Origin of the sequence: Acinetobacter sp. BIGb0196, from assembly GCF_011759595.1 — a bacterium.
GTDB lineage: Bacteria > Pseudomonadota > Gammaproteobacteria > Pseudomonadales > Moraxellaceae > Acinetobacter > Acinetobacter guillouiae.
Genome location: NZ_JAAOZA010000002.1, coordinates 1,618,052 through 1,640,060, shown reverse-complemented (window position 1 = coordinate 1,640,060; position 22,009 = coordinate 1,618,052). Strand labels below are relative to the sequence as shown.

Below are 22,009 nucleotides of genomic sequence, written 5' to 3'. Positions count from 1 at the left end.
AAAACCTGCATCTTTGGGGAAAGAATGCAGGCAAAAACCGATGATTCGGTGATAAAAGGAATACCTACTATTTTACTAGAGTTTGATTTTATTTGTCAGTGGCAATATATAACAAGTGCTATAGCTTGCTTACAATTGGTGAAAAATACTCAATATAAAGGTAGAAAAGAAAATAAAAAACTTATAAATACATTTTTAATCAAAGCATTACAAGTGATTTAATGAACACTTGTAATGCTTTAGTAGCTTATATTTGGCTGCTAATTTATGCTTTTTAGGATCGATCTTATCGAGTGGTTGGCTATAAAAACTTCACCAACAAAGCAACTCTATTTAAAGCATTTCCAAAAGATCAGTTCTCTTTTTAGTGTTCAAATTACTTTTATATTTTTTCAATTTTCAAAATTACAAATAGTCCCCCATCAATGGCTTATATTGATCAATTCATAACTTTCATGGTGATGTTGATTCTAATCCCTCTTAAACCTTACTCAAGTCTAAAATTGTCATGCTACCCCAATACACTGCACCTGTATCAATGTAGTAGCAATTATCTCGCTTGATAGGCATTTTTGTGACGGTATGCCCCATGATGACCATATCCACAGCTTGAACTTTAGTATATTTCAGATTCTCTAAATCAAAGCGTTCTCTACCCCACATTGCAGCTTCTGTAGGTAATCGCTTAGCTTCAATTGCATATCTGATAGCATCAAAATCATCAAGATTATGCTTAAACAACTCCCAATCATTTTGCTCAATATGTCCATGTACAAAGCCAAACTTGCGACCGTTATGTGTTACTTCAAGTGCAATCGGTAGTTGCTTAAATTTGTTTATAATTTTATGTTGAGTTTGAGCATCCAAATCGTAAAACCACTCTCCCCCATTGGCAATATGGCAACGGCGAAAGGACTCATTAAACAAACTTTTAATACATAAGTCCTCATGATTCCCTCGAATTGAAGTAAACCAAGGTTGATCGATTAAATTCACACACTCAATATTTTGAATACCACGATCAACCAGATCACCAACAGCAACCAATCAATCGTTTTCAAAGTTAAAGCCTATCTCAATCAAGCGACTCATCAGCAAGTCGTAACAACCATGAATATCGCCAACTACGTAGAGCTTACCTTTGATTGTCTTATTCCAAATTTTGACTAAGTTCATGACGCTGTCCTCTTAAGCGGATTTTCAACCATTTACTGCAATGTCCTATCTGTATAATTGTTTTGTTGTACACCGCATTGATGTATAAATATTTTTGTTTACATAGCTTTGGCTAATTAATATGAGCTATACATCAATTTTTATTTTCAGTAATAACCCATTTGCTTGAGATTAAGCAGGCTTTTAACAGCTTTAAAAATACATTGGCTGGAAATGAATCAGACCTATATTGAATGCTTTACATCACCAGTAGCGTTAGTTTGGGGAAATATGAATACTTAGAATTGCATGCTTTTTGATAAGTCTTATTGTTATATAGTCAAAATGACAATATCTTCTAATTAAGCCATCTATAAAGGTATAGCCACCGCCATCATTTTTAACTTTCTAGATTTTTCTTATGAGTTGAAATTTCAGCTTTTATCTTTGTGTCTGTGAAACTTACAGTAAGTTTAGCCATTTTTTACGGTACATTTTTATTGGATTTTGCGGTATACCGTATAAAGTACCATTAAAAAATTGAGCAGTGGACATACATCATACGATGAACTGAGACAATAAATTCTATCAATGTCTTTAATATAGGTGTTATTGAGACAAATTGGAACAGCAAGATGGTACGCCCAGCGGGACTCGAACCCACTCCACAGGCTTCGGAAACCTGTACTCTATCCAGTTAAGCTATGGGCGCTTAAATTGAGATGGCACATCATAACAAAAAAAACCGCGAGGTAAAGCATTTATAAAACAACTCTTTTGATTGATGCTCATGCTTTAAACAATGTTGCATATTTGCAATGCAGAATTCCTTCTAACTTACTTGGTTTATTTAAAAAGATCGCTCACAATACACACTCCATAAACCAAGTGAGAATTTCATGACTGATGCTCTGACGTTAAGAGATTTATCTAAAACCTATAGAAATGGATTCCAAGCACTCAAAGGAATCAATTTGACTGTTCCAGAAGGAGAGTTTTATGCACTTTTAGGACCAAATGGCGCTGGTAAATCGACAACAATCAGTATTATCAGTTCCTTGGCACGGAAAACCTCAGGTACTGTGGAAATTTTTGGTCATGATTTAGATACCCACCCTTCACATGCAAAGCAATGTTTAGGTGTCGTTCCTCAAGAATTTAACTTCGGTCAATTTGAAAAAATTTTCGACATCTTAGTCACTCAAGCAGGTTATTACGGCATTCCGCCTAAAATTGCACAACAACGTGCTGAAGAATATTTAGAAAAATTAGGTTTATGGGATAAGCGTAATACTCAGGGGCGCATGTTGTCTGGTGGTATGAAACGCCGTTTAATGATTGCGCGTGCCATGATGCATGAACCTAAACTTTTGATTTTAGATGAACCCACTGCAGGTGTAGACATCGAGTTACGCCGTTCAATGTGGGATTTTCTTACAGAAATGAATGAAAAAGGCACCTCGATCATTTTAACCACACACTACTTAGAAGAAGCAGAAATGCTTTGTCGTCAGATTGCGATTATTGACCGTGGTGTTATCAAAGAAGATACATCGATGAAAGCATTCTTAAACCAATTGAGTGAAGAATCTTTTATTTTCGATTTAGAAAATCCGATTGAACCAATCATGATTGATATCATTGGTGTGAAGTTTAATCTGATTGACCCAATGACCTTAGAAGTCACGATGGATAAAGCGCATTCTTTAAATGATTTATTTCAGCTTTTAGAAGCGCAAGGCATTCGTGTTCGCAGTATGCGCAATAAATCAAATCGTCTTGAAGAGTTATTTGTGAAACTGGTTGAGAAAAATCTTGAAGGAGTTGCAGAATGAATTTTACTCAACTACGTATTGCACTCTATACATTAGTTCAAAAAGAAATCCGCCGCTTTATGCGAATTTGGCCGCAAACCTTATTACCGCCTGCGATTACCATGAGCTTGTACTTTGTGATTTTTGGTAATTTGGTCGGTTCTCGTATTGGGCAAATGGGTGGATTTAGCTATATGCAATTCATCGTGCCGGGTCTTATCATGATGGCGGTAATTACAAACAGTTATGCCAACGTATCTTCAAGTTTCTTTAGTGCTAAATTCCAAAAAAGCATCGAAGAGCTGATTATGAGCCCAGTTCCATTACATATGGTCTTGTGTGGTTATGTGATTGGCGGTGTTGCCCGTGGTGTTCTTGTTGGGGCAATTGTCACTGCAATGAGTTTGTTTTTTACTGACCTTTATATCCATAATATTTTCGTCACGATATATACCGTTATTATTACCTCGCTACTGTTCTCTTTAGGGGGTTTTATCAATGCTGTATATGCAAAATCGTTTGATGATATTTCGATTATCCCAACCTTTGTATTAACTCCCCTCACCTACTTAGGCGGTGTGTTTTACTCGATTAGTGCTTTAAGTCCATTTTGGCAAAATCTCTCTTTAATTAACCCGATTGTATATATGGTCAATGCTTTCCGTTTCGGAATTTTAGGTCATAGTGATGTCAATGTTTCATTGTCTTTACTTATCGTGACTCTATTCTGTGGCGTACTTTATGCGATTGCTTACTATTTACTTTCTCGTGGTTCAGGAATGCGTGAATAATGTCTGTTGAAAAATCTTTATTGGGTAAAGAAACCGATTACCCAACTACCTATCAACCCGAAATTCTTTTTCCAATCGCTCGTGCACAAGCACGTGAGCAATATGCGGATGTAGCGGGTATATATAAAGGTCAAGATTGGTGGCATGTATTCGAAATTTCTTGGCTCAATAGCAAAGGGATCCCGCAAGTTGCCATTGGGCGTATTGCACTCCCAGCAACATCACCAAATTTGATTGAATCGAAGTCGTTAAAGCTCTACTTTAATAGCATGAACTTTACCCAGTTTGATTCTCATCAAGCTTTTATCGGTACCGTTGAAAAAGACTTATCTGCTGCTGCACAAGCCCCAGTGACGCTAACTTTATTTCAAGCTGATGATTTAGAGATTAGCAAACCAACGGGTATTTGTATTGATGATCAAGAACCTGACCAGCTGGTCAATCATCCAGATGCAAGCCTTTTGGCCTTTGATCAAGAAAATACACAACACGGTGAAAGCGTTGAAATTCAACTGTATTCACACTTATTGAGAAGCAATTGCCCTGTGACTGGACAACCAGATTGGGGAACTGTTTTTATCCGATACCAAGGTAAAAAACCTTGTTATCGTAGTATTTTAGCTTATATTATCTCGTATCGTCAGCATAACGGTTTTCACGAACAATGCGTGGAACAAATCTTTGCAGATATTTGGCAAAATTTAAAACCTGAAAAGCTGATGGTGTATGCAACATATACACGTCGTGGCGGTTTAGATATTAACCCATGTCGTGTATCTGATGAATCATGGATGCCAAGCCCAATTCGATTGGCGCGACAATAAACATTGAGGTTGAAAACATGCCTTTTTTTGGTTTTGTACCTTCTGAAGAACTATTAAAGAACATTCAGACCGGTATTGAGAAAAAAAACTCTAACGAACCACTTTACCCTTTACGTGATCAAACTGCCTTACTCATTAATGAAGAAATTATTGATACGCTTTTGATTGAACTTGTTCGTCGCTTCCCTGCAAGTGACAAACGAGATACTGCTGAAAAATTAGCAGGCTATGTCAAATCGACTGTTGCTGTATTACTTAAACAATTATTAAGTAAAGCAGACAATGATGTTGTTCGTCAGTCTGTAGAGTTTTCAGAACGTAGTCTATTTAAAGATCCACAAGGTCAATTCCGTGTGGGTGTGAATTTAGACTCAAGTTTAGTCACCAATCTCAAAAATAGTTTTGCTGAAGTTCAAGCAAATGGGGATGTAAATCGCGCTGTATTGTCTGAACAATTCAAACAATTCTCAGATGCGACGATTAACCATTTTATGCGTGATTTTAATAAAACGCTGGATTTGGGTATGATCAAACGTAAAGCTGCGGATATTGGCGCTTCTGCTGTAGGCAAAGCAGTGCATATGGCAATTGATAAGTTGATTCCAAATTTAAATAAAGATGAAATCACAGCTGTTGCAGAATATTACGATACTTTATTTTTTAATTGATCGTTAAAATTCGATTGGATTTTTAAATATAAAAAATGCCCTTCTTTGTAAGGGCATTTTTTATAAAGTTACTGAGCTATGCTTTTAAGGATAATAATTAACTTTTAAATTCATAAACTTAAAATCATTATAAAATACTATCCCTAGATCCATCTAAGACCTTTTCAAATTCAAAACCATTTAATTCAATCTCTTTAACCCACTATTTTCTAATTTAAATATTTCAACCTCAAAATAATCACAAAATTCAGGTCATAATTTTGTTGCAAAGTATTGATATTCATTGCCTTCAGGGGGGATTGTGATAGCATGCGCAAAACACATTTCCCGCACAAAATAGACCAATGGCACCAAGCTCTCAATATAAATTTTTACGTCAATCTCCTCGTGATGGTCTGAGTACTGCCATGATCCCCTCACGCTGGCAAAAACTCCATATTGACCCTTGGTTGAGCTTATTTCTAATTTTAAACGCGATGCTCGGTTTAACTGTCCTTTATAGTGCGTCTGCTCAAGATATGGGGCTGGTTTCCAAACAAGCCATGAGCTTTGGTATCGGTTTTCTCGTCATGTGTGGTTTAGCCCAAATTCCCCCTAAAGTTTATCAAGCTTTTGCCCCCTACTTTTATCTCTTCGGACTGGTCTGCTTAGTCGCTGTGAAAGTCTTTGGTGAGGTTCGTATGGGTGCTCAACGCTGGATAGGGATTCCTGGTTTTGGCAGTGTGCAACCCAGTGAGTTTTTAAAAATTGGTATGCCATTGATGATTGCATGGTTTTTATCCCGTAATCCTCTACCACCTAGTTTTAAAAATGTGTTTTTATCACTGATCATGATCGGCATTCCTTTTATCCTGATTGCAGAACAACCCGATTTAGGCACATCACTGCTCATCTTAGCCAGTGGGATTTTTGTGCTATTTCTGAGTGGTCTTTCTTGGAAAATGATTTTAGGTGCCGTGAGTGCTGTTGCAGTAGTAATTCCAGTCGCTTGGGAATTTCTACTACACGACTATCAACGACAACGTGTTTTAACTTTATTTAATCCAGAAGCCGATGCCTTAGGCACAGGCTGGAACATCATTCAGTCTAAAACAGCGATTGGTTCGGGTGGCTTTATGGGTAAAGGTTATTTGGAAGGCACTCAATCGCACTTACATTTTTTACCTGAAGGCCATACTGACTTTATTATTGCCGCATTTTCTGAAGAATTCGGTCTGATTGGTATCCTACTTCTGATCATCATTTATTTTTGTATTATCTTTAGAACCTTTCAAATGAGTTTACAATGCTTCCATAATTTTGGTCGACTTGTAGCCGGTACTTTTGCTTTGTCATTTTTTGTTTATGTATTTGTAAATGCGGGCATGGTCAGTGGTATTTTACCTGTAGTCGGTGTGCCATTACCTTTTATGAGTTATGGTGGTACTGCAATTATTACTTTAATGGCCACTTTTGGCATTGTGATGTCTATACATACGCATCGTTAATTTTTTATCATAAATAATTAGGAAATATAACCTATGTTTACTTTTGGGCTTTTACAGAAGGTTAAAAACATCACTTTTTGTGCAGCTGCATTTTCACTGACCAGTTTCTGCCAAGCCAATGATTTTGCCAGCAACCCTGAATACAATAATTTTAAAGCCAAAACCATGCAAACCTATGGTTTAAGTAGCGAACAAATTGATTGGGCAATGAATGGCTCACGCAATTTACCCAATATCATCAGCATTATGGAACGACCAGGTGAAAGTAAGCCTTGGTATCAGTACAAAACTAATTTCTTAGCTGAAGGCACCATCCAACGTGGTGTGCGTTTTAAACAACAATATGCAGATACACTGAATCGCGCAGAACAGCAGTTTGGGGTGCCTCAAGCAATCATCCTAGGCATTCTAGGGGTCGAAACAGGTTATGGCTCAAATAAGGGCTCCTTTATCACCCGTGATGCACTTGCAACCCTCGGTTTTGGTTATCCCCGCCGTGCGCAATATTTCCAAGATGAGTTGGGTGCTTTAATTGCATGGTCATATAAAGATGGCGTTCCAACCAATTCGATTGTTGGGTCTTATGCAGGTGCAGTAGGTTATCCGCAATTTATGCCAAGTAATGTGTCTAAATTTGGCGTGGATTACGATGGAAATGGTCATGTTGACTTACGTAACTCTGCGGTCGATGCGATTGGTTCGATTGCCAACTATCTGGCTCAACATGGCTGGCAGCGTGATCGCCCTATTGCGTTTTTAGCGCGTTATACAGGGAACAATCCTGAAGCAGTTATTGCAAAAGATTTAACTCAGCCTGTTCCCTATGGATCACTTAAAAATTTAGGGATTTCTCCATTAAATCCAATCGTCAAAATTGATGACTTAGATTTGGTTAATGTGATTCAATTACAGGACAGCAATGGCCCTATTTATTATATTACTTATCCTAATTTTCAAGTGATTACGACATATAATAGAAGCCGTATGTATGCCACCGCTTTATGGCTTTTAGGCACCGAAATTGTAAGTCGTTAAGACTTGCAATTTCCTAAATAATAAATAAGTCAAGATTTTTTTATGTTAATTTGATCACATTTAACACTTTTTTCATACTTTGTTACAATGTTGGTTGTTTTTTAATCAAAACCTGTAAGAATTTGTCCTTTTTGTAACTGTTTCTTAAATAATGCTAGACACATTTATTCCAGCTTGAATATTATCCTTTCCGTTAAATGCAGTTGCACAAGTGAATTTACAGACCTCTATGGTTAATTTTCAGCGACTTAGAAAGTTAAAATTGAGGTTCCAAGGAGTTAAACGATGCATGCTTCACTAAAATATATGATGGCCCTGACCATGGGTCTGAGTATGACGCAGGTCAACTCAGAAATGGTTCAGTCATCATACTTAAACAATGATTCGGATAGTTCGAGTCTAGCTTCTCGTGTGATTAGCAAAGATTCAACAAATTTCAACTCTCATTTTTCAAACCTAAACAGTTTGTCAATTACTGAACGTTCTGGCGATCAAGTCCGTCGTCAAACTATTGCAGCAAAGATTCAAGTTCCTGAAGATGAGCCTTCAGTAATTGATAAACTTAATGAAGTTGCTTCAAACACAGTTCGCAAATTTAGCCAAACTGGTGTTGCATCTTGGTACGGTCGTCAGTTCCACGGCCGTAAAACCGCAAGCGGTGATACATTCGATATGAATGATTTGACTGCTGCACACCGTAGCTTGCCATTAAACTGCTTTATTCGTGTAACCAATAAAGACAATGGTAAAAGCGTAGTGGTTAAAGTCAACGATCGTGGTCCTTTCCATGGTAACCGTGTACTTGACCTCTCTTACGGCGCTGCTAAGCGTTTAGGTATTACAAATTCAGGAACAGCACGCGTTAATATTGAACGCGTAGATGGTCCAAACTCGTAAATCACTGCATGCATTTAACAAAAGCCACTTTCCAGTGGCTTTTTTATTGCAAAAATAAAAATACAGATGTCCGAATTGCCCCCTTAACTTTCCAGTTATGCCCCTTTTCTTTCAATACATTCCAGATAAAATAAAATGCGAGTCGATACAGGATGTATCACTAAACAGAAAACGAAAACCGAAGTTTAAATTCCAAAAGTAAAACAGTGAGCCATGCATGGACGTGAACAGCAAAACGCCAAACTTCGCGCATATATCTCTCAGCAAAACCCAAAAAATAATCGCACTTGGTTTTGCCACGCAAGGCTTGGGTTATGCCAGCGTCATGACTGCGCTTCCTACAATCAAAAGCCGATTCAGACTTTCAGATGATCAACTGTCGATTATTATCCTTGGCGTCTGTATTGCAGCAGCACTGGGTTCTATTTTGGCAGATCGACTCGCTGTAAAACTAGGTTCAAGGCTGGCTATTGTTATCGGCTTGCTATTTGAAGCCATCGGTATTGCAATTGCAGCATTTAGTCCCAGTGTCATGATCATGGTCGCTAGTTTTTTACTTTATGGGCTTGGACTCGGATGTTTAGATGCGGCATTGAATATGCAAGCTGTCATGATGGAGCAAAAACTTGGAAAAAGCGCCTTGGGCGGTTTCTTTGCCTGTTATACCGCTGCTGCTTTCCTTGGCGCGTTAATCATGTCCGCAACGGTCTCAACCACACTTGGGGCAACAGCGACATTGTGCATTGCTGTCATGATGTGTTTGATTACATCGCAAGTGTCAAAACGGTGGTTATTTCAACAAAAAGAAAATGCTGCCCTACACCCTCAACAACGATCACCAATTCCGCATAAACAATTGCTTATTTTTGGCGTGATCATTCTAATCGCCTTTACTGTCGATTCAGCAATCAGCACTTGGAGTTCAATTTATCTTAAAGATATTTTAGCAAGCTCAGCCACAGTCGCCCCATTGGGTTATGCTGCTTACCAAATGGGTATTTTACTCACACGTTTAAGTCTGGATTATCTTTTAAAATTTAAAAGCGCTGCATGGGTTGCCTTCATCACAACGCTGATTGGTGCAACAGGCTGTGCCATAGCTGGCTTTGGGCATTCATTGGCGATTGTCATTGCTGGTTTTGCACTGGCTGGTGTTGCGGTAGGCGCATTAGTCCCGCTGACATTTTCAGCAGCAGGTCATTTAGATGAAAATCGACGTGATGAAATTATCGCACGGGTGAATATTTTTAATTATGGTGGAGCTGTAGCAGGAGCTGTGATTGTTGGCTTACTTGCTGCTCCTATCGGTTATGGTCCCTCATTTATTGGTTTAGCACTAGCGCTGTTATCTGTGATTTATTTTAGAAAAAGATTTATTTAGGCTGTATATAAATAAAAAATCGTTTAGGATGAATCAAGATTATTGCTCAAATGCAAAAACACTTATCATTTTTTAAACACATATCAAACCTATACGCAGATCAAAATCTTTGCTAGTTTGAATAAAATAAACAATTCAATTCATCTGTTTTGAGCAATATTTAATAAAACAAATTTGGGGATTATTCATGTTTCAAATCAGTAGCCCATCAAAACTTGTCCGTGCAATTGCACCCATCATTTGCGTAATTGGCCTTGGCTCGCTTAGCGCATGTACCACAGTATCTCCAACAAACACGAATACACCCGCTGATCTTGCAACATTGACGCAAACAAACACGCTATTTTACGGTGGCTCAATTTTAACCATGCAAGGCATGTCACCCCATTATGTCGAAGCGTTGCTGGTCAAGGATGGAAGAATTGTCTTTGCAGGTGATTTAAAACAAGCGCAAAAATTCAAACAAAAAAATACCCAAGAGGTTAACTTAAACAGTCATACCCTGCTGCCTGGTTTTATTGATGCACATAGCCATTTAAATAGTGTAGGTCTACAGCAAACTGTGGCAAATCTCTACCCTATGCCCGATGGTAACGTTTCAGATATTGCATCATTGATTCGTGAACTTTCTTTGTGGCAACAAAACAATCCAGACTTTATCAAAGCAACCTCAGGCTGGATTATTGGAAATGGTTATGATGACGCCCAAATTAAAGAAAAACGACATCCTACAGCAGATGATTTAGATTTGGTTTCCACCAATCACCCAATTATTGTTTTACATCAGTCAGGACACTTAGCCTCTGTAAATCATAAGGCTCTTGAACTTTTAAACATCAATAAAAATACCCCAAATCCAACTGGCGGTATTATTCGCCGTAAAGCAAATTCTCAAGAGCCAAATGGTGTACTTGAAGAAGCGGCTGTTTTTTCAGCAATGGCAACTGCATTTAGTAAAGTTCCACCTGAAATCATGCAAAATATGGCAAAAACAGCATTGAATACCTATATCAAAAATGGCTATACCACTGTACAAGAAGGTCGTGCTGATCATGGTACAGCTGAATTATGGCGAAGTTTTGCGGCCATCAATCAATTGAATATTGATGTCGTGGTTTATCCAGATATCATCAATGAAAAAGAATACATGCTGAAAAATGGCAGTAGTCTCAATTATCAAAATCATTTTAGAATTGGTGGGGTTAAAATCAGCCTAGATGGCTCCCCACAAGGCAAAACCGCATGGCTAACGCAACCTTACTTCATCCCACCAGAGGGAAAACCTAAAGACTATCGTGGTTATCCAGCCTATCCAGATACAAAAATGGTTCAAGATGCAATTAATCTGGCTTATAAGAACCATTGGCAAATTCTTGCACATGCCAATGGTGATGCTGCAATTGACCAATATCTCGCAACTATTGAGACAGCCAATGCACAATATGGCCAAGCAGATCGCCGCAATGTGATTATTCATGCACAAACCATGCGTGAGGATCAATTAGATCAAGCCAAGAAATTAGGGCTTATTCCTTCGTTCTTCTCATTACATACTTACTACTGGGGCGATTGGCATAAACATGAAACGCTCGGCGCAGAACGTGCCAACCGAATTTCCCCTACAGGTTCTGCATTAAGAAAAAATATGATTTTTACTGAACACCATGATGCTCCAGTCATCCCTCCTAAAAATATGATGGTGATTGATGCAACCGTCAATCGTACCACCCGTTCTGGAGATGTATTAGGTGAGGATCAAAAGGTCAGCCCTTATATTGCATTAAAATCAGTCACAGATTGGGCTGCATACCAATACTTTGAAGAAAAAGACAAAGGTACCTTAGAAAAAGGTAAATTGGCGGATCTTGTGGTGATAGATCAAGACCCATTAAAAGTGCCCACTCAAAAGATTAAAGACATCAAAATATTGGCAACCTATAAAGAAGGTCAATTGATTTATCAAAGTCCCCAATAAGGATCAGTAAGGGATAGTCGGGATAGGACATGCTCAATTCGAAATTTTTAATCATACTATTGTGCCTAAGTGGTTTTGCTTATGGAGATATCGCTATTTTCAAAGCCACTTTTCCTGATCTAAAAACCAACCAAGCACCTCACCCACAACACCAACTTGAAAAACTCCCCGCAGCCACACTCAGCAATAATGTAACAGTGGATACCTATATTGCTGCAATTCCCAATCCTTTTAACGATACAGGATTCTACAAAGATGATGCCGTCTGTAAGATCAACAATACCCAGCAAGTGAAATGTCAGTTCATTTATACATTATCTGCGACTCAAGCAAAAAACTTTAAAATCATCTTACTGCCGGGTATTGGTCCTGTACTTGTCCCCCTATCATGGCAAGTGATCAGCACGGATATGGGACCTTCTGGCATTGCGTATGCTGTGCTGGCAAGCCGTAAAAAAGATGAAGTCATCACCATTTATAATTCTTCCGCTTGTGTTGGCTGTGCCATGCATAACGCAAGTTTATATTTCCCCAATGTCAAAAAACTCAGTTTAGACAATGAATTTGGTGCCATTGAAGATAAAAATCGTCTGCTAAACATCGTCAAAGCCAATAAAAATAAAGTGTATTTTAGCTATCAAATTCCCAACTATCCCAACAAAACACATGGGATTGCCTATTATGCCGATGAAAGTGATGGCAACGATGTCACCAATTTTCAGGAAATCAAAGTCACAGTTAAACCAGAACACCAAAGCTGGGCACGTGATATTTTAAATTTCTATCAGGCCACACATTGAAATCCCCCTGACCAGCACTTGGTTTTATTTAAAGCCAGTATTTTGACCAAAACATTATTCTGATTTATATTGTTTTCAGCAAAAATAAATATAGCCAACCACATGCATGGAGCGCCAAATGAAAACAATCACCGAATGGTTTGATGAATATAGCGAAAGTCATCAAAACAAAACCAATAAAGCCATCCATTGGGCTTGTGTTCCCGCGATTTTATTTGCCATCATTGGAATTCTTGCACATTTTAGTGCTTTGCTTACCGCACTACTTCTGGTTCTAACCCTCGTTTTCTATGCCCGTTTGGATATTGTTCTTGCTGTAGCAATGACCGCATTAATTGCAGTCATGGCATGGATCATTTACTTACTTCCTGTTGGTGTTGGTTTCTATATTGGGGTGTTTATTTTGGCTTGGATTGGTCAATTTTATGGTCACAAAGTCGAGGGTAAAAAGCCTTCTTTCTTTAAAGACCTTCAATTCCTCCTCATTGGCCCTGTATGGTGTATGGATGCCTATCTTGGTAAAGTACTACCCAAATGGAAAACACGCCAGAAACTGGCTTTTTAGCGCAAATAAACCAGAGGGAAAATCCAATTCGGCTTTTCCCTCCATTTTTTTCAATTTAACAGATAAAATAACCCGTAAAAGCACAATAAACTTAAAGCTAAATTGACTAGAATTTTCTTAGAAATAAGTGCTAAAACAACACAGATCATTGCTGTTAAAAAATAGGCATCCAAAGGCAATGCACGGAATTGCTCTCCATTAAAAAATACAATTGGTGCACAAATTGCAGTCAGCAAACATGGTGCTGAATACTGCAACATATTTCCAATCACACGAGGTAATTTCAGGGCGATTTTAGGTTCCAAGAAAAAGTAACGGTTAATCAATACAATGCCTGCCAAAGTTAACAATAAAGTCCATGTCATTTTGCTACGCCTATATTTTTTACTCCAACGATCTTTGCCGTACACATCGCACTAAACATCCCCAAAATCCCGGATAGCACAATGCCCCCTTCAAATTGAAAATATTTAAAAATACAGGCAGATAGCAAGGTACACATAACGCCTACCAAAGTTGCGCTATTTTTCACCATCGGCACAATAATCAAAATAAATACCGCAACAATTGAAAAATCTAAATGTAAGCTTTCTAAATTTGGAATTGATTTAGCCAGTACAATTCCTAACACACTAAATAGGCACCAAGCCAAATAAAAACACAGCCCAGCACCAAACAAATAAGCAAAGCTGCGCTGTTTATCTTTGCCAATGCCGACAGCAAACAGTTCATCTGTCAGCAAGAAGCCAATTAATATGCGTTGCTTAAACGGAAAATGACTGACATCTTGACGAAAATTAAGCGCATAAATTAAATGCTGACTGGTTAAGAAAAATACCGTAATCATAATCGTCAAGGCAGATGCATGTGACATGACTAAACCTAAACTTACCAACTGTGCTGCACCTGCAAATACAACAGCGGACATTGAGAATGCTTGTGCAAAGCTTAATCCAGCATTGATTGCCATTGAGCCAGCCAGAATACCCCAAGGCAGTACGGCGATAGATAAAGGTAAAATATCGACCACACCTTGGAAAAAAGCCTTTTTATTTTGCTTAGACTTCGGCTCAATCTCGGCAGTATAAGATTCAAATTGATCACTCATTTGCAAAATCCAAATCTAAGAATTTAATCAGTATCTTATAAATGCTCAGTGATCGCTTGGATGAAATTGCTATTTGGTGAGGGGCTGTAAACGTTTAAATGGCTATCCCTGGATACATTTATTAAATATTGAAGGTACTTAAATATTGAGAAGGCGTAACCCCGACTGCTTTTTTAAAATGTCGATTAAAATGACTTTGATCTGAAAAACCACTATTTTGGGCAGTCATTGCAATACTCTGACCTTGTTTTAATAATTGGCGCGCTTTCTGTAAGCGGACCTGAACCAACCAGCTATGCGGTGGTAATCCCGTATATTTTTTAAATTCACGTAAAAAATGCCAAGGGCTTAATCCTACATATGTCGCCAAATCAGTGAGCGAATAATCATGCTCAGGGAAGCTGCTTAATAAATCTTTAACTATTTCAACTTTCCGTTGTGCTTCTGGTAATTCAGCAAGTGTTAATTTGGCACGACCATAGCGACTGATTAAGCGAGCTAAAGTGGATAAATACATACTCTCTTTCAGTAAAGTATTTTCTTTTTGTTCTAATAAATCAAAAAGTAAACAGAGTTGCTGTGCCAATCCAACATCTTGCACAACAGCTTGTGGGAACCACGGTACGCTATTTTTAACACTAAAAAAATCTTGCCCTGCATCTAACAACATTTCTGGCGTTGGGTAAATTGCACGGTATTTCCAGCCTGACTCGACAGCAGATGAACCTGTATGAATTTCATCAGCATTGACTAAAATAATGTCACCCTTCGGTGCTGTATGTAACTGCCCAGTCCGATAAAAACTCTGTGCACCATCTTCAATCACACCAATACAATAACCTTCATGCACATGCTTTGAAAATTGCTTATGGTGATACTGTGCTTTTAACAACTCTAATCCACCCAATTCTTTTAGGTGAAAGTAGCTTGCCCACTCCTGCATTTTTTCTATTCAGACTTTTGATAATAATTTAAAAATAGCATGTTTATAAAAAGCGTATAGAACAAAATTGCTATCTATACGTTTAAACAAGACCTAATCTTTTGTGCACCTAAGAAAATAACCAATAGATTACTGATAGGTTTTTCCATTATGTTTTAGCCAACCATCTTGATGGCGACGCTTTGGATCATGGTGTGTCCAATGCATTACACCACCTTGATTGCTATATTCATATTCGCCAAAAAATTCGACAGTATCACCTTTGCGTAAATTATCGATACGGGGTGCTAAATCAATATTATGTGCAACCAGTACAGTTAAGCCATTATCCAGTGCAAGAATAAATTTTTGATGGCGCGAACCTTCATTATCATCACGCAACACGGCTTTTACTCGACCTATGGACTGTACTTGAACATTACTGAGTTTTGCATCATAGGCTTTTCGAATAACCTCAAGACCATTTTGATTTTGACTATTGGCAGACGGCTTATCGTTAAATTGGTTATCTTTACTTTGCTCATTCACATGCTGTGTATTGTCTTGTGAATGATTGTTTTGCTGATCGATCGATTCAACTTTAGAGGATTCAGTTGCTTGATTTTTTTGTTGATTAAGATCAACGCCTAGATAAGCTGCGACGATCACTGCGATTACAGCACCAATACCAAGTTGAGTTTTATTTGCCATAAAGTTTGAGTCTAATCAATGTTCATTGTGGAATTATAAAAGAATAATCTTTTAGATATGTATGAATTAATTCTTCTGAATCTACTTCAATTAAATTACAGACAAAAAAAACCCCTCTAAGGAGGGGTTTTCAATAATTATACTCAGTGAGTAAAAATTATTTAGCAGCCGCTTGAGCAGCCGCAACTTCTTCTGCAAAGCTCATTTCAGCTTTCTTCTCAATACCTTCACCTACTTCGAAGCGAACGAATTGAGCTACAGTTGTTGCAGTCGCTTTCAATACTTCAGCAACTTTTTTGTCGTTGTCGATTACGTATTGTTGACGCTCAAGAACAACTTCGTTCAAGTATTTTTCAACTGAACCAGTCACCATTTTTTCAACGATGTTTGCTGGCTTACCAGATTCAATCGCTTTAGCTTCAGCAATTTCTTTCTCTTTCGCGATAAGATCAGCAGAAACATCTTCAGCAGTTACAGCAACTGGGTTGAACGCAGCAACGTGCATTGCAATACCTTTACCAGTTTCAGCAGAACCTGTGTAAGAAACAACAACACCGATTTTTAAACCGTGTTTGTAAACTGCAAGGTTTTCACCTTCAACAATTGCAGCACGACGAACTTGGATGTTTTCACCGATTTTTTGAACAAGCGCAATACGAGCTTCTTCAACAGTTGAACCATCTTCAAGTTTCAATTCAGCAATTTGAGCAGCATCAGTTACACCAGCAGCAAGTGCAGCAGCAGCAACTTTCGCAGAGAAACCAGCAAAGTTTTCGTCTTTCGCAACGAAGTCAGTTTGACAGTTTACTTCTAAAAGAATTGCTTTATTACCTTCTTGAGCAATTGTGATCGCGCCATCAGCAGCAATGTTACCAGCTTTTTTAGCTGCTTTTGCTTGACCTGATTTACGAAGATTATCAATCGCTAATTCGATGTCACCGTCTGCTTCTGTTAATGCTTTTTTGCATTCCATCATTGCAAGACCAGTACGGTCACGTAATTCTTTTACCATGCTCGCAGTAACTGCAGTCATGTTGTTCTCCTAAATACGGTAGAATATGAATCTGTTCAACAAAAACGGCCCAAAGGTTCCTCTGGGCCGCTTTGCTTTCTCGACGCTCAATTTGTCATCATTTTAAATCACAAAAATGACAAGCTTGCGTCAAAACGCATTAAGCCTCAGGAGCTTCTTTCGCAGCTTCTTCGCCTTTAGCTTGAGCATTCGCTTGAGTTTGAGCGTATTCTTTACCAGCAAGAATTGCATCAGCCATTGCAGAAGCATAAAGTGTAACAGCACGGATCGCATCGTCATTACCAGGAATAACGAAATCTACGTTATCTGGGTTAGAGTTTGTATCAACGATACCGATTACTGGAATACCAAGGTTTTTAGCTTCTTTAATCGCGATTGCTTCGTGATCAACGTCGATGATGAACAATGCGTCAGGTAAACCACCCATGTTCTTAACACCGCCTAAAGAGCGTTCAAGTTTTTCCATTTCACGAGCGCGTTCTAATGCTTCACGTTTAGTAAGTTTAGCAAAAGTACCATCTTGTGATTGAGTTTGAAGATCTTTCAAACGGTTGATTGACTGACGAAGAGTTTTCCAGTTAGTCAACATACCACCCAACCAACGGTGATCAACATAAGGCTGACCAGCGCGTTGAGCTTGTTCACGAATGATGTTAGAAGCAGCACGTTTTGTACCAACGAACAATACTTTGTTCTTTTTGCTTGCTAGATTGTTAACAAAATTCAAAGCATCATTTAACGCAGGAACAGTATGTTCAAGGTTGATGATGTGAATACGGTTACGCGCACCAAAAATGTATTGACGCATTTTTGGGTTCCAGAAGCGAGTTTGGTGACCAAAGTGCGCGCCAGCTTGAAGAAGGTCGCGCATGCTTACGTTGTAATCTGCCATTTTCTTTACCTTAAAAGTTTGGGTTAGGCCTCCATATGTCCGCATTCTCCACCCTTTCAGGCACCCAGAGTAATGTGACGACATATGTGCGGATTTTTAAATTACCCTTATCAATATTTCCATAAACCATTCACAAAGAAAGTCACAGAAAGCATTTGATAAATTGGGCGGCTATTTATACCATAGTCACATACAAATTTCCAAAAGTTTTTAAAGATCATGAACAGTACTTACGAAGCACCACGTCGATTAATCAAAACCGCAGATGAAATTGAAAAGATGCGTGTTGCAGGTCGATTGGCTGCAGAAGTTTTGGATATGATCAAACCGCATATCAAACCAGGTGTCAGTACACTTGAATTGGATACGATTTGTCATGACTATATTGTCAACAAACAAGACGCTATACCAGCATGTTTAGGTTATGGCGCTGCGCCAGGTCGCCCTGCATTCCAACATGTGATTTGTACCTCTGTAAATCATGTGGTATGTCACGGTATTCCATCTGCAAGTAAAATTTTAAAGAAAGGCGATATTCTCAATATTGATGTGACTGTGATTAAAGATGGTTATCACGGCGATACCAATATGATGTATGTGGTTGGTGGTGAAACATCGATTATTGCTGAACGTTTGTGTAAAGTTGCTCAAGAAGCAATGTATCGTGGTATGGAAACGGTGAAACCGGGTTCAACCATTGGTGATATTGGCGCAGCGATTCAAAAATATGTTGAATCAGAACGCTTTAGTGTAGTGCGTGAATACTGTGGTCATGGTATTGGTACGGTATTCCATGATGAGCCTCAAGTCCTTCACTATGGTCAACCCAATTCAGGCATGGTTTTAGAAGAAGGTATGACCTTTACCATTGAACCAATGGTCAACGCTGGTGTTTGGCAAACACGTTTAATGGGTGATAAATGGACGGTGGTGACCAAAGACCATAGTCTTTCAGCTCAATATGAACATACCCTGCTGGTGACCAAAGACGGTGTAGAAGTTTTAACCGCACGCCCTGAAGAAGATCTATCTCGTTTTCAAAAATAACGAAAGTCATTGACTAAAATGACTTATGCTGCTTAACAAAAGGTCATATTTATATGGCCTTTTTTATGGCTTGAGTTTTGCCTTGTCTGCCAAGTCAATGTTTTATCGTTATTTTTAGTATTGATTATGGTCTATTTTTTGCTTGTAATATCATGACAACATGATTACAGTTGTATTACATTTATAAACCTACGATAAATAAAACATTAAAAAAAGAACATTCACTTAAAAAAAGCCTTTGTAAAGACTACATTAATTAACAGCAAAAACTTCTAATAATAAAAACGCATAAAAATTAGTATCAATTACGGACATGGAGTCCAAACCTATGAAAAAATCATTACTTTGCATCATGACCTCATGCATGACTTTACCGATGATGGCGCATGCAGATTCACCTTATTTTAGTCTGAAAGATGGTGATGGATTTAAACGCTTTTCTGTTTCAGCAGGTTGGCTACATGCAATGCCACAGGGTAACGCTAATCCTATCAAAGTGAATACTGCCGTTGCAGAAGGAACACAATCTAAAGTAGGTGATATTTCTAAAAAAGCAGTTTTAGACGCAGCAGTTAAAGAATCCAATCCTTTTCTTTATGGCGCAATCGGCCTTTTGGGTGACACGATTCCTGGCGCTTTAACGGGCACAGCCACAGTCAATGGTCTATCCAGTTGGACCTCTGAAGGCACTGGTCTAACAGCAAAAGATGTTGATACTTTTGGTCTGATGGGAAATTACTACTTCACTGATAATCTTTCATTAGAGTTTAAAGCAGGTGTTCCGCCTAAAGTTGAGATAGAAGGCAAAGGCCAAATCTATGCACCATTGACCGGTAAAGATTCTACACCACTTGGCAGTATTGACTTGAAAAAAGATATTGCAATTACTGATTTAACAAAACATTCAAAAGCAGCATCTGCAACTGCATGGTTGCCAGCGGCAGAACTACATTATCAATTTGGTAAATCTGGTGTAAATAAACTTCGGCCTTATGTTGGTGTAGGTGTCATGTATGCACATTTTACTCACCTAAAAGTCGATAATGGCGTAAAAGACGATCTGATTGCAGCAGGTCACATGATCCAGAACGTATTAGATGGACAGGCTGGAGCAGCACTAGATGGCAAAAAATCATCTGCAAATCCTGTAGTTAAAGTAGAAGCAGATGATGCTTGGGCACCAATGGCAACACTGGGTGCAACCTATGATTTTAATGATCGCTGGTTTGGAGTAGGCTCTGTCACTTATGCACCAATGAGTAGTGATGCGACCATTACCATTTCAGACTCAAATACCAACAAACAACTTGTCACAGCCAAAACCAAAATTGATATTGATCCTCTGATTACTTATGTTGGTGTGGGTTATCGCTTCTAAAAGCTAAATTTATTTTCATTAAAATGTGCTGACTGATCACTAAAATTTATCGATTGATAAATTTTTATTCTATCGCTAAGTCCCATTGAATCATCTACAATTCTCATATGATGATTCAATGGATAGCTTATGTCAGTACAACAGGACGACACGCGTTTCTCTAAACCACTCATTTATATGCTTATTGGAAGTGCTTTTATTCTGGCACTCTCTTTAGGTGTACGTCATGGTTTTGGGCTTTATCTTGTACCCATGAGCCATGAGTTTGGTTGGAGTCATCAGGTTTTTAGTTTAGCCATTGCCATACAAAATCTATTCTGGGGCGCAGTACAACCTTTTACTGGTGCGCTTGCAGATAGGTATGGAAGTAAGAAGATTGTTGCGATAGGCGGGGTGCTCTACACCATTGGCCTATTGTTAATGTCTATCAGTTCAAATGTGCTGTTACTGGATATCAGTGTCGGCTTAATTATTGGTTTAGCCCTCTCTGCAACATCATTCTCGGTATTACTTTCAGCCGTAGGACGAGCAGCGCATCCAAGCAAGCGTAGTATGGCAATGGGTATTGCCAGTGCAGCTGGTTCATTTGGGCAATTCATTATGTTGCCAACCACCCTGCTTCTCATTAAAAATTTCGGCTGGTCATCTGCATTGGTCATTACAGCAATGCTCATTGTGTTGATTGTTCCATTGGCATGGATGCTTAAGGCACCCATATATGTACCACCAAATGCAATTAAACAAGCGATAAAACCCAATTTAAGCTTTAAACAGATTCTTAAAATTGCCTTTAAGCATAAACCCTTTTTATGGTTGGCCTTTGGTTTCTCAGTGTGTGGGTTCCAAGTGGTTTTTTTAGGCATTCACCTGCCAGGTTATTTGATTGATCATGGTTTTGATGCCTCCACTGGAACGATCTTTCTCGCATTGGTTGGTCTATTTAATATTATCGGGACTTATACCGCAGGTTGGCTTGGTGGCAAGTATTCTAAACCGCATCTGCTTATGGGTTTATATGGTTTACGTGGCATTGCGATTATTGCCTTTCTCATGCTGCCATTGAGTATTTGGACTGTTTACGCCTTTGGTATCGTTATGGGGATTTTATGGCTTTCGACTGTACCCCTAACCAATGGTATTGTGGCCAATATGTTTGGTGTGAAATACTTAACCATGCTAAGTGGTCTGGTGTTTTTCACTCACCAAATCGGTTCTTTTTTTGGTGGATGGCTAGGCGGTTTAAATCATGATATAACGGGTAACTACAACATCATTTGGGGATGCTCAATTGCCTTGTGTATAGTTGGTGTTATTGTGCATTTCTTTGTTAATGAAGAGGCTGTGGTTAATGACTAACTCATTCTCGTGGTTCAAGCTCAGTATCTGGTTGGTTATTGTTATTCTGTTCGGGCTGTCAAGTATGCTGTGGTTGAACACGCCTGAATTATTTGAATATTTTAATATGGCTTTTTGTGCGCATTAACCCATTGTCCAATACCTAGATTGATTGCTTTCTTTCAAAGCCC

At 38.6% G+C, this 22,009-nt stretch carries 21 protein-coding genes, 1 tRNA gene and 1 pseudogene; 15 read left to right on the top strand and 8 right to left on the bottom strand.

Going from position 1 to position 22,009, the window contains the following annotated elements:
• The first annotated feature begins 24 nt into the window (after positions 1-24).
• Positions 25-222 carry a hypothetical protein gene (locus tag FHR28_RS20355; protein WP_166783417.1) on the top strand — a complete coding sequence of 66 codons (198 nt, stop codon included), beginning with the start codon at positions 25-27 and terminating at the stop codon, positions 220-222.
• Positions 223-480: 258 nt separating this feature from the next.
• On the opposite strand, the pseudogene FHR28_RS20350 reads toward FHR28_RS20355, so the two are convergent.
• Together FHR28_RS20350 and FHR28_RS20345 are read right to left on the bottom strand one after the other, a co-directional pair.
• Positions 481-1,176, bottom strand: a pseudogene (locus tag FHR28_RS20350) (metallophosphoesterase).
• 615 nt (positions 1,177-1,791) lie between these two features.
• Positions 1,792-1,867 (bottom strand) — tRNA-Arg (locus tag FHR28_RS20345).
• 187 nt (positions 1,868-2,054) lie between these two features.
• Between FHR28_RS20345 and FHR28_RS20340 the strand changes: the two genes are divergently transcribed.
• From FHR28_RS20340 to FHR28_RS20290, 11 genes are all read left to right on the top strand, one after another.
• On the top strand, positions 2,055-2,990 hold the full coding sequence (locus FHR28_RS20340) for an ABC transporter ATP-binding protein (RefSeq protein ID WP_004722000.1): 936 nt from the start codon (positions 2,055-2,057) through the stop codon (positions 2,988-2,990).
• Entirely contained in the window at positions 2,987-3,760 is a 774-nt protein-coding gene (locus tag FHR28_RS20335; RefSeq protein WP_004820027.1) for an ABC transporter permease, read from the top strand. Before FHR28_RS20340 ends, FHR28_RS20335 begins: the two co-directional genes overlap by 4 nt.
• Positions 3,760-4,584, top strand: a complete 825-nt coding sequence (gene queF, locus FHR28_RS20330; protein WP_166783416.1) for an NADPH-dependent 7-cyano-7-deazaguanine reductase QueF — start codon at positions 3,760-3,762, stop codon at positions 4,582-4,584. Before FHR28_RS20335 ends, queF begins: the two co-directional genes overlap by 1 nt.
• Before the next feature lie 17 nt (positions 4,585-4,601).
• Complete coding sequence (locus tag FHR28_RS20325) at positions 4,602-5,252, top strand: hypothetical protein (protein ID WP_105714529.1); 651 nt, start codon at positions 4,602-4,604, stop codon at positions 5,250-5,252.
• Between the two features lie 344 nt (positions 5,253-5,596).
• Complete coding sequence (gene rodA / locus FHR28_RS20320) at positions 5,597-6,739, top strand: rod shape-determining protein RodA (protein WP_004722007.1); 1,143 nt, start codon at positions 5,597-5,599, stop codon at positions 6,737-6,739.
• A gap of 33 nt (positions 6,740-6,772) precedes the next feature.
• Positions 6,773-7,774 carry a lytic murein transglycosylase B gene (gene mltB / locus FHR28_RS20315; RefSeq protein WP_004820018.1) on the top strand — a complete coding sequence of 334 codons (1,002 nt, stop codon included), beginning with the start codon at positions 6,773-6,775 and terminating at the stop codon, positions 7,772-7,774.
• 285 nt (positions 7,775-8,059) lie between these two features.
• Entirely contained in the window at positions 8,060-8,671 is a 612-nt protein-coding gene (locus FHR28_RS20310; RefSeq protein WP_004722011.1) for a septal ring lytic transglycosylase RlpA family protein, read from the top strand.
• Between the two features lie 217 nt (positions 8,672-8,888).
• On the top strand, positions 8,889-10,052 hold the full coding sequence (locus tag FHR28_RS20305) for an MFS transporter (RefSeq protein ID WP_166783415.1): 1,164 nt from the start codon (positions 8,889-8,891) through the stop codon (positions 10,050-10,052).
• A gap of 187 nt (positions 10,053-10,239) precedes the next feature.
• Positions 10,240-12,027 carry an amidohydrolase gene (locus FHR28_RS20300; protein ID WP_166783414.1) on the top strand — a complete coding sequence of 596 codons (1,788 nt, stop codon included), beginning with the start codon at positions 10,240-10,242 and terminating at the stop codon, positions 12,025-12,027.
• A gap of 29 nt (positions 12,028-12,056) precedes the next feature.
• Positions 12,057-12,827 carry a DUF4850 domain-containing protein gene (locus FHR28_RS20295; RefSeq protein WP_166783413.1) on the top strand — a complete coding sequence of 257 codons (771 nt, stop codon included), beginning with the start codon at positions 12,057-12,059 and terminating at the stop codon, positions 12,825-12,827.
• Positions 12,828-12,945: 118 nt separating this feature from the next.
• On the top strand, positions 12,946-13,392 hold the full coding sequence (locus FHR28_RS20290) for a DUF962 domain-containing protein (RefSeq protein ID WP_004722016.1): 447 nt from the start codon (positions 12,946-12,948) through the stop codon (positions 13,390-13,392).
• Between the two features lie 50 nt (positions 13,393-13,442).
• Here FHR28_RS20290 and FHR28_RS20285 read toward each other — a convergent pair whose 3' ends face one another.
• The 6 genes from FHR28_RS20285 to rpsB form a co-directional block, all read right to left on the bottom strand.
• Entirely contained in the window at positions 13,443-13,757 is a 315-nt protein-coding gene (locus tag FHR28_RS20285) for an AzlD domain-containing protein (RefSeq protein ID WP_166783412.1), read from the bottom strand.
• The gene (locus FHR28_RS20280) at positions 13,754-14,500 is read right to left on the bottom strand and encodes an AzlC family ABC transporter permease (protein ID WP_166783411.1); all 747 of its coding nucleotides are present in this window, start codon (positions 14,498-14,500) and stop codon (positions 13,754-13,756) included. Before FHR28_RS20280 ends, FHR28_RS20285 begins: the two co-directional genes overlap by 4 nt.
• A gap of 121 nt (positions 14,501-14,621) precedes the next feature.
• Positions 14,622-15,443 carry an AraC family transcriptional regulator gene (locus FHR28_RS20275; RefSeq protein WP_166783410.1) on the bottom strand — a complete coding sequence of 274 codons (822 nt, stop codon included), beginning with the start codon at positions 15,441-15,443 and terminating at the stop codon, positions 14,622-14,624.
• 129 nt (positions 15,444-15,572) lie between these two features.
• Positions 15,573-16,133 carry a DUF3465 domain-containing protein gene (locus FHR28_RS20270; RefSeq protein WP_166783409.1) on the bottom strand — a complete coding sequence of 187 codons (561 nt, stop codon included), beginning with the start codon at positions 16,131-16,133 and terminating at the stop codon, positions 15,573-15,575.
• Between the two features lie 157 nt (positions 16,134-16,290).
• Positions 16,291-17,166 (bottom strand): translation elongation factor Ts, encoded by an 876-nt coding sequence (gene tsf, locus FHR28_RS20265; RefSeq protein WP_004722025.1) that lies wholly within the window; start codon positions 17,164-17,166, stop codon positions 16,291-16,293.
• A gap of 139 nt (positions 17,167-17,305) precedes the next feature.
• A complete protein-coding gene (gene rpsB, locus FHR28_RS20260) occupies positions 17,306-18,058 on the bottom strand; it encodes a 30S ribosomal protein S2 (RefSeq protein ID WP_004722027.1) in 753 nt (250 codons plus the stop codon).
• 219 nt (positions 18,059-18,277) lie between these two features.
• Between rpsB and map the strand changes: the two genes are divergently transcribed.
• The 3 genes from map (at position 18,278) to FHR28_RS20245 (ending at position 21,839) form a co-directional block, all read left to right on the top strand.
• Positions 18,278-19,105, top strand: a complete 828-nt coding sequence (gene map, locus FHR28_RS20255) for a type I methionyl aminopeptidase (protein ID WP_004722029.1) — start codon at positions 18,278-18,280, stop codon at positions 19,103-19,105.
• Positions 19,106-19,433: 328 nt separating this feature from the next.
• On the top strand, positions 19,434-20,483 hold the full coding sequence (locus FHR28_RS20250; protein ID WP_004722031.1) for an OmpW family outer membrane protein: 1,050 nt from the start codon (positions 19,434-19,436) through the stop codon (positions 20,481-20,483).
• A 129-nt stretch (positions 20,484-20,612) separates the two neighbouring features.
• The gene (locus FHR28_RS20245) at positions 20,613-21,839 is read left to right on the top strand and encodes an MFS transporter (protein ID WP_166783408.1); all 1,227 of its coding nucleotides are present in this window, start codon (positions 20,613-20,615) and stop codon (positions 21,837-21,839) included.
• Positions 21,840-22,009 lie beyond the last annotated feature (170 nt).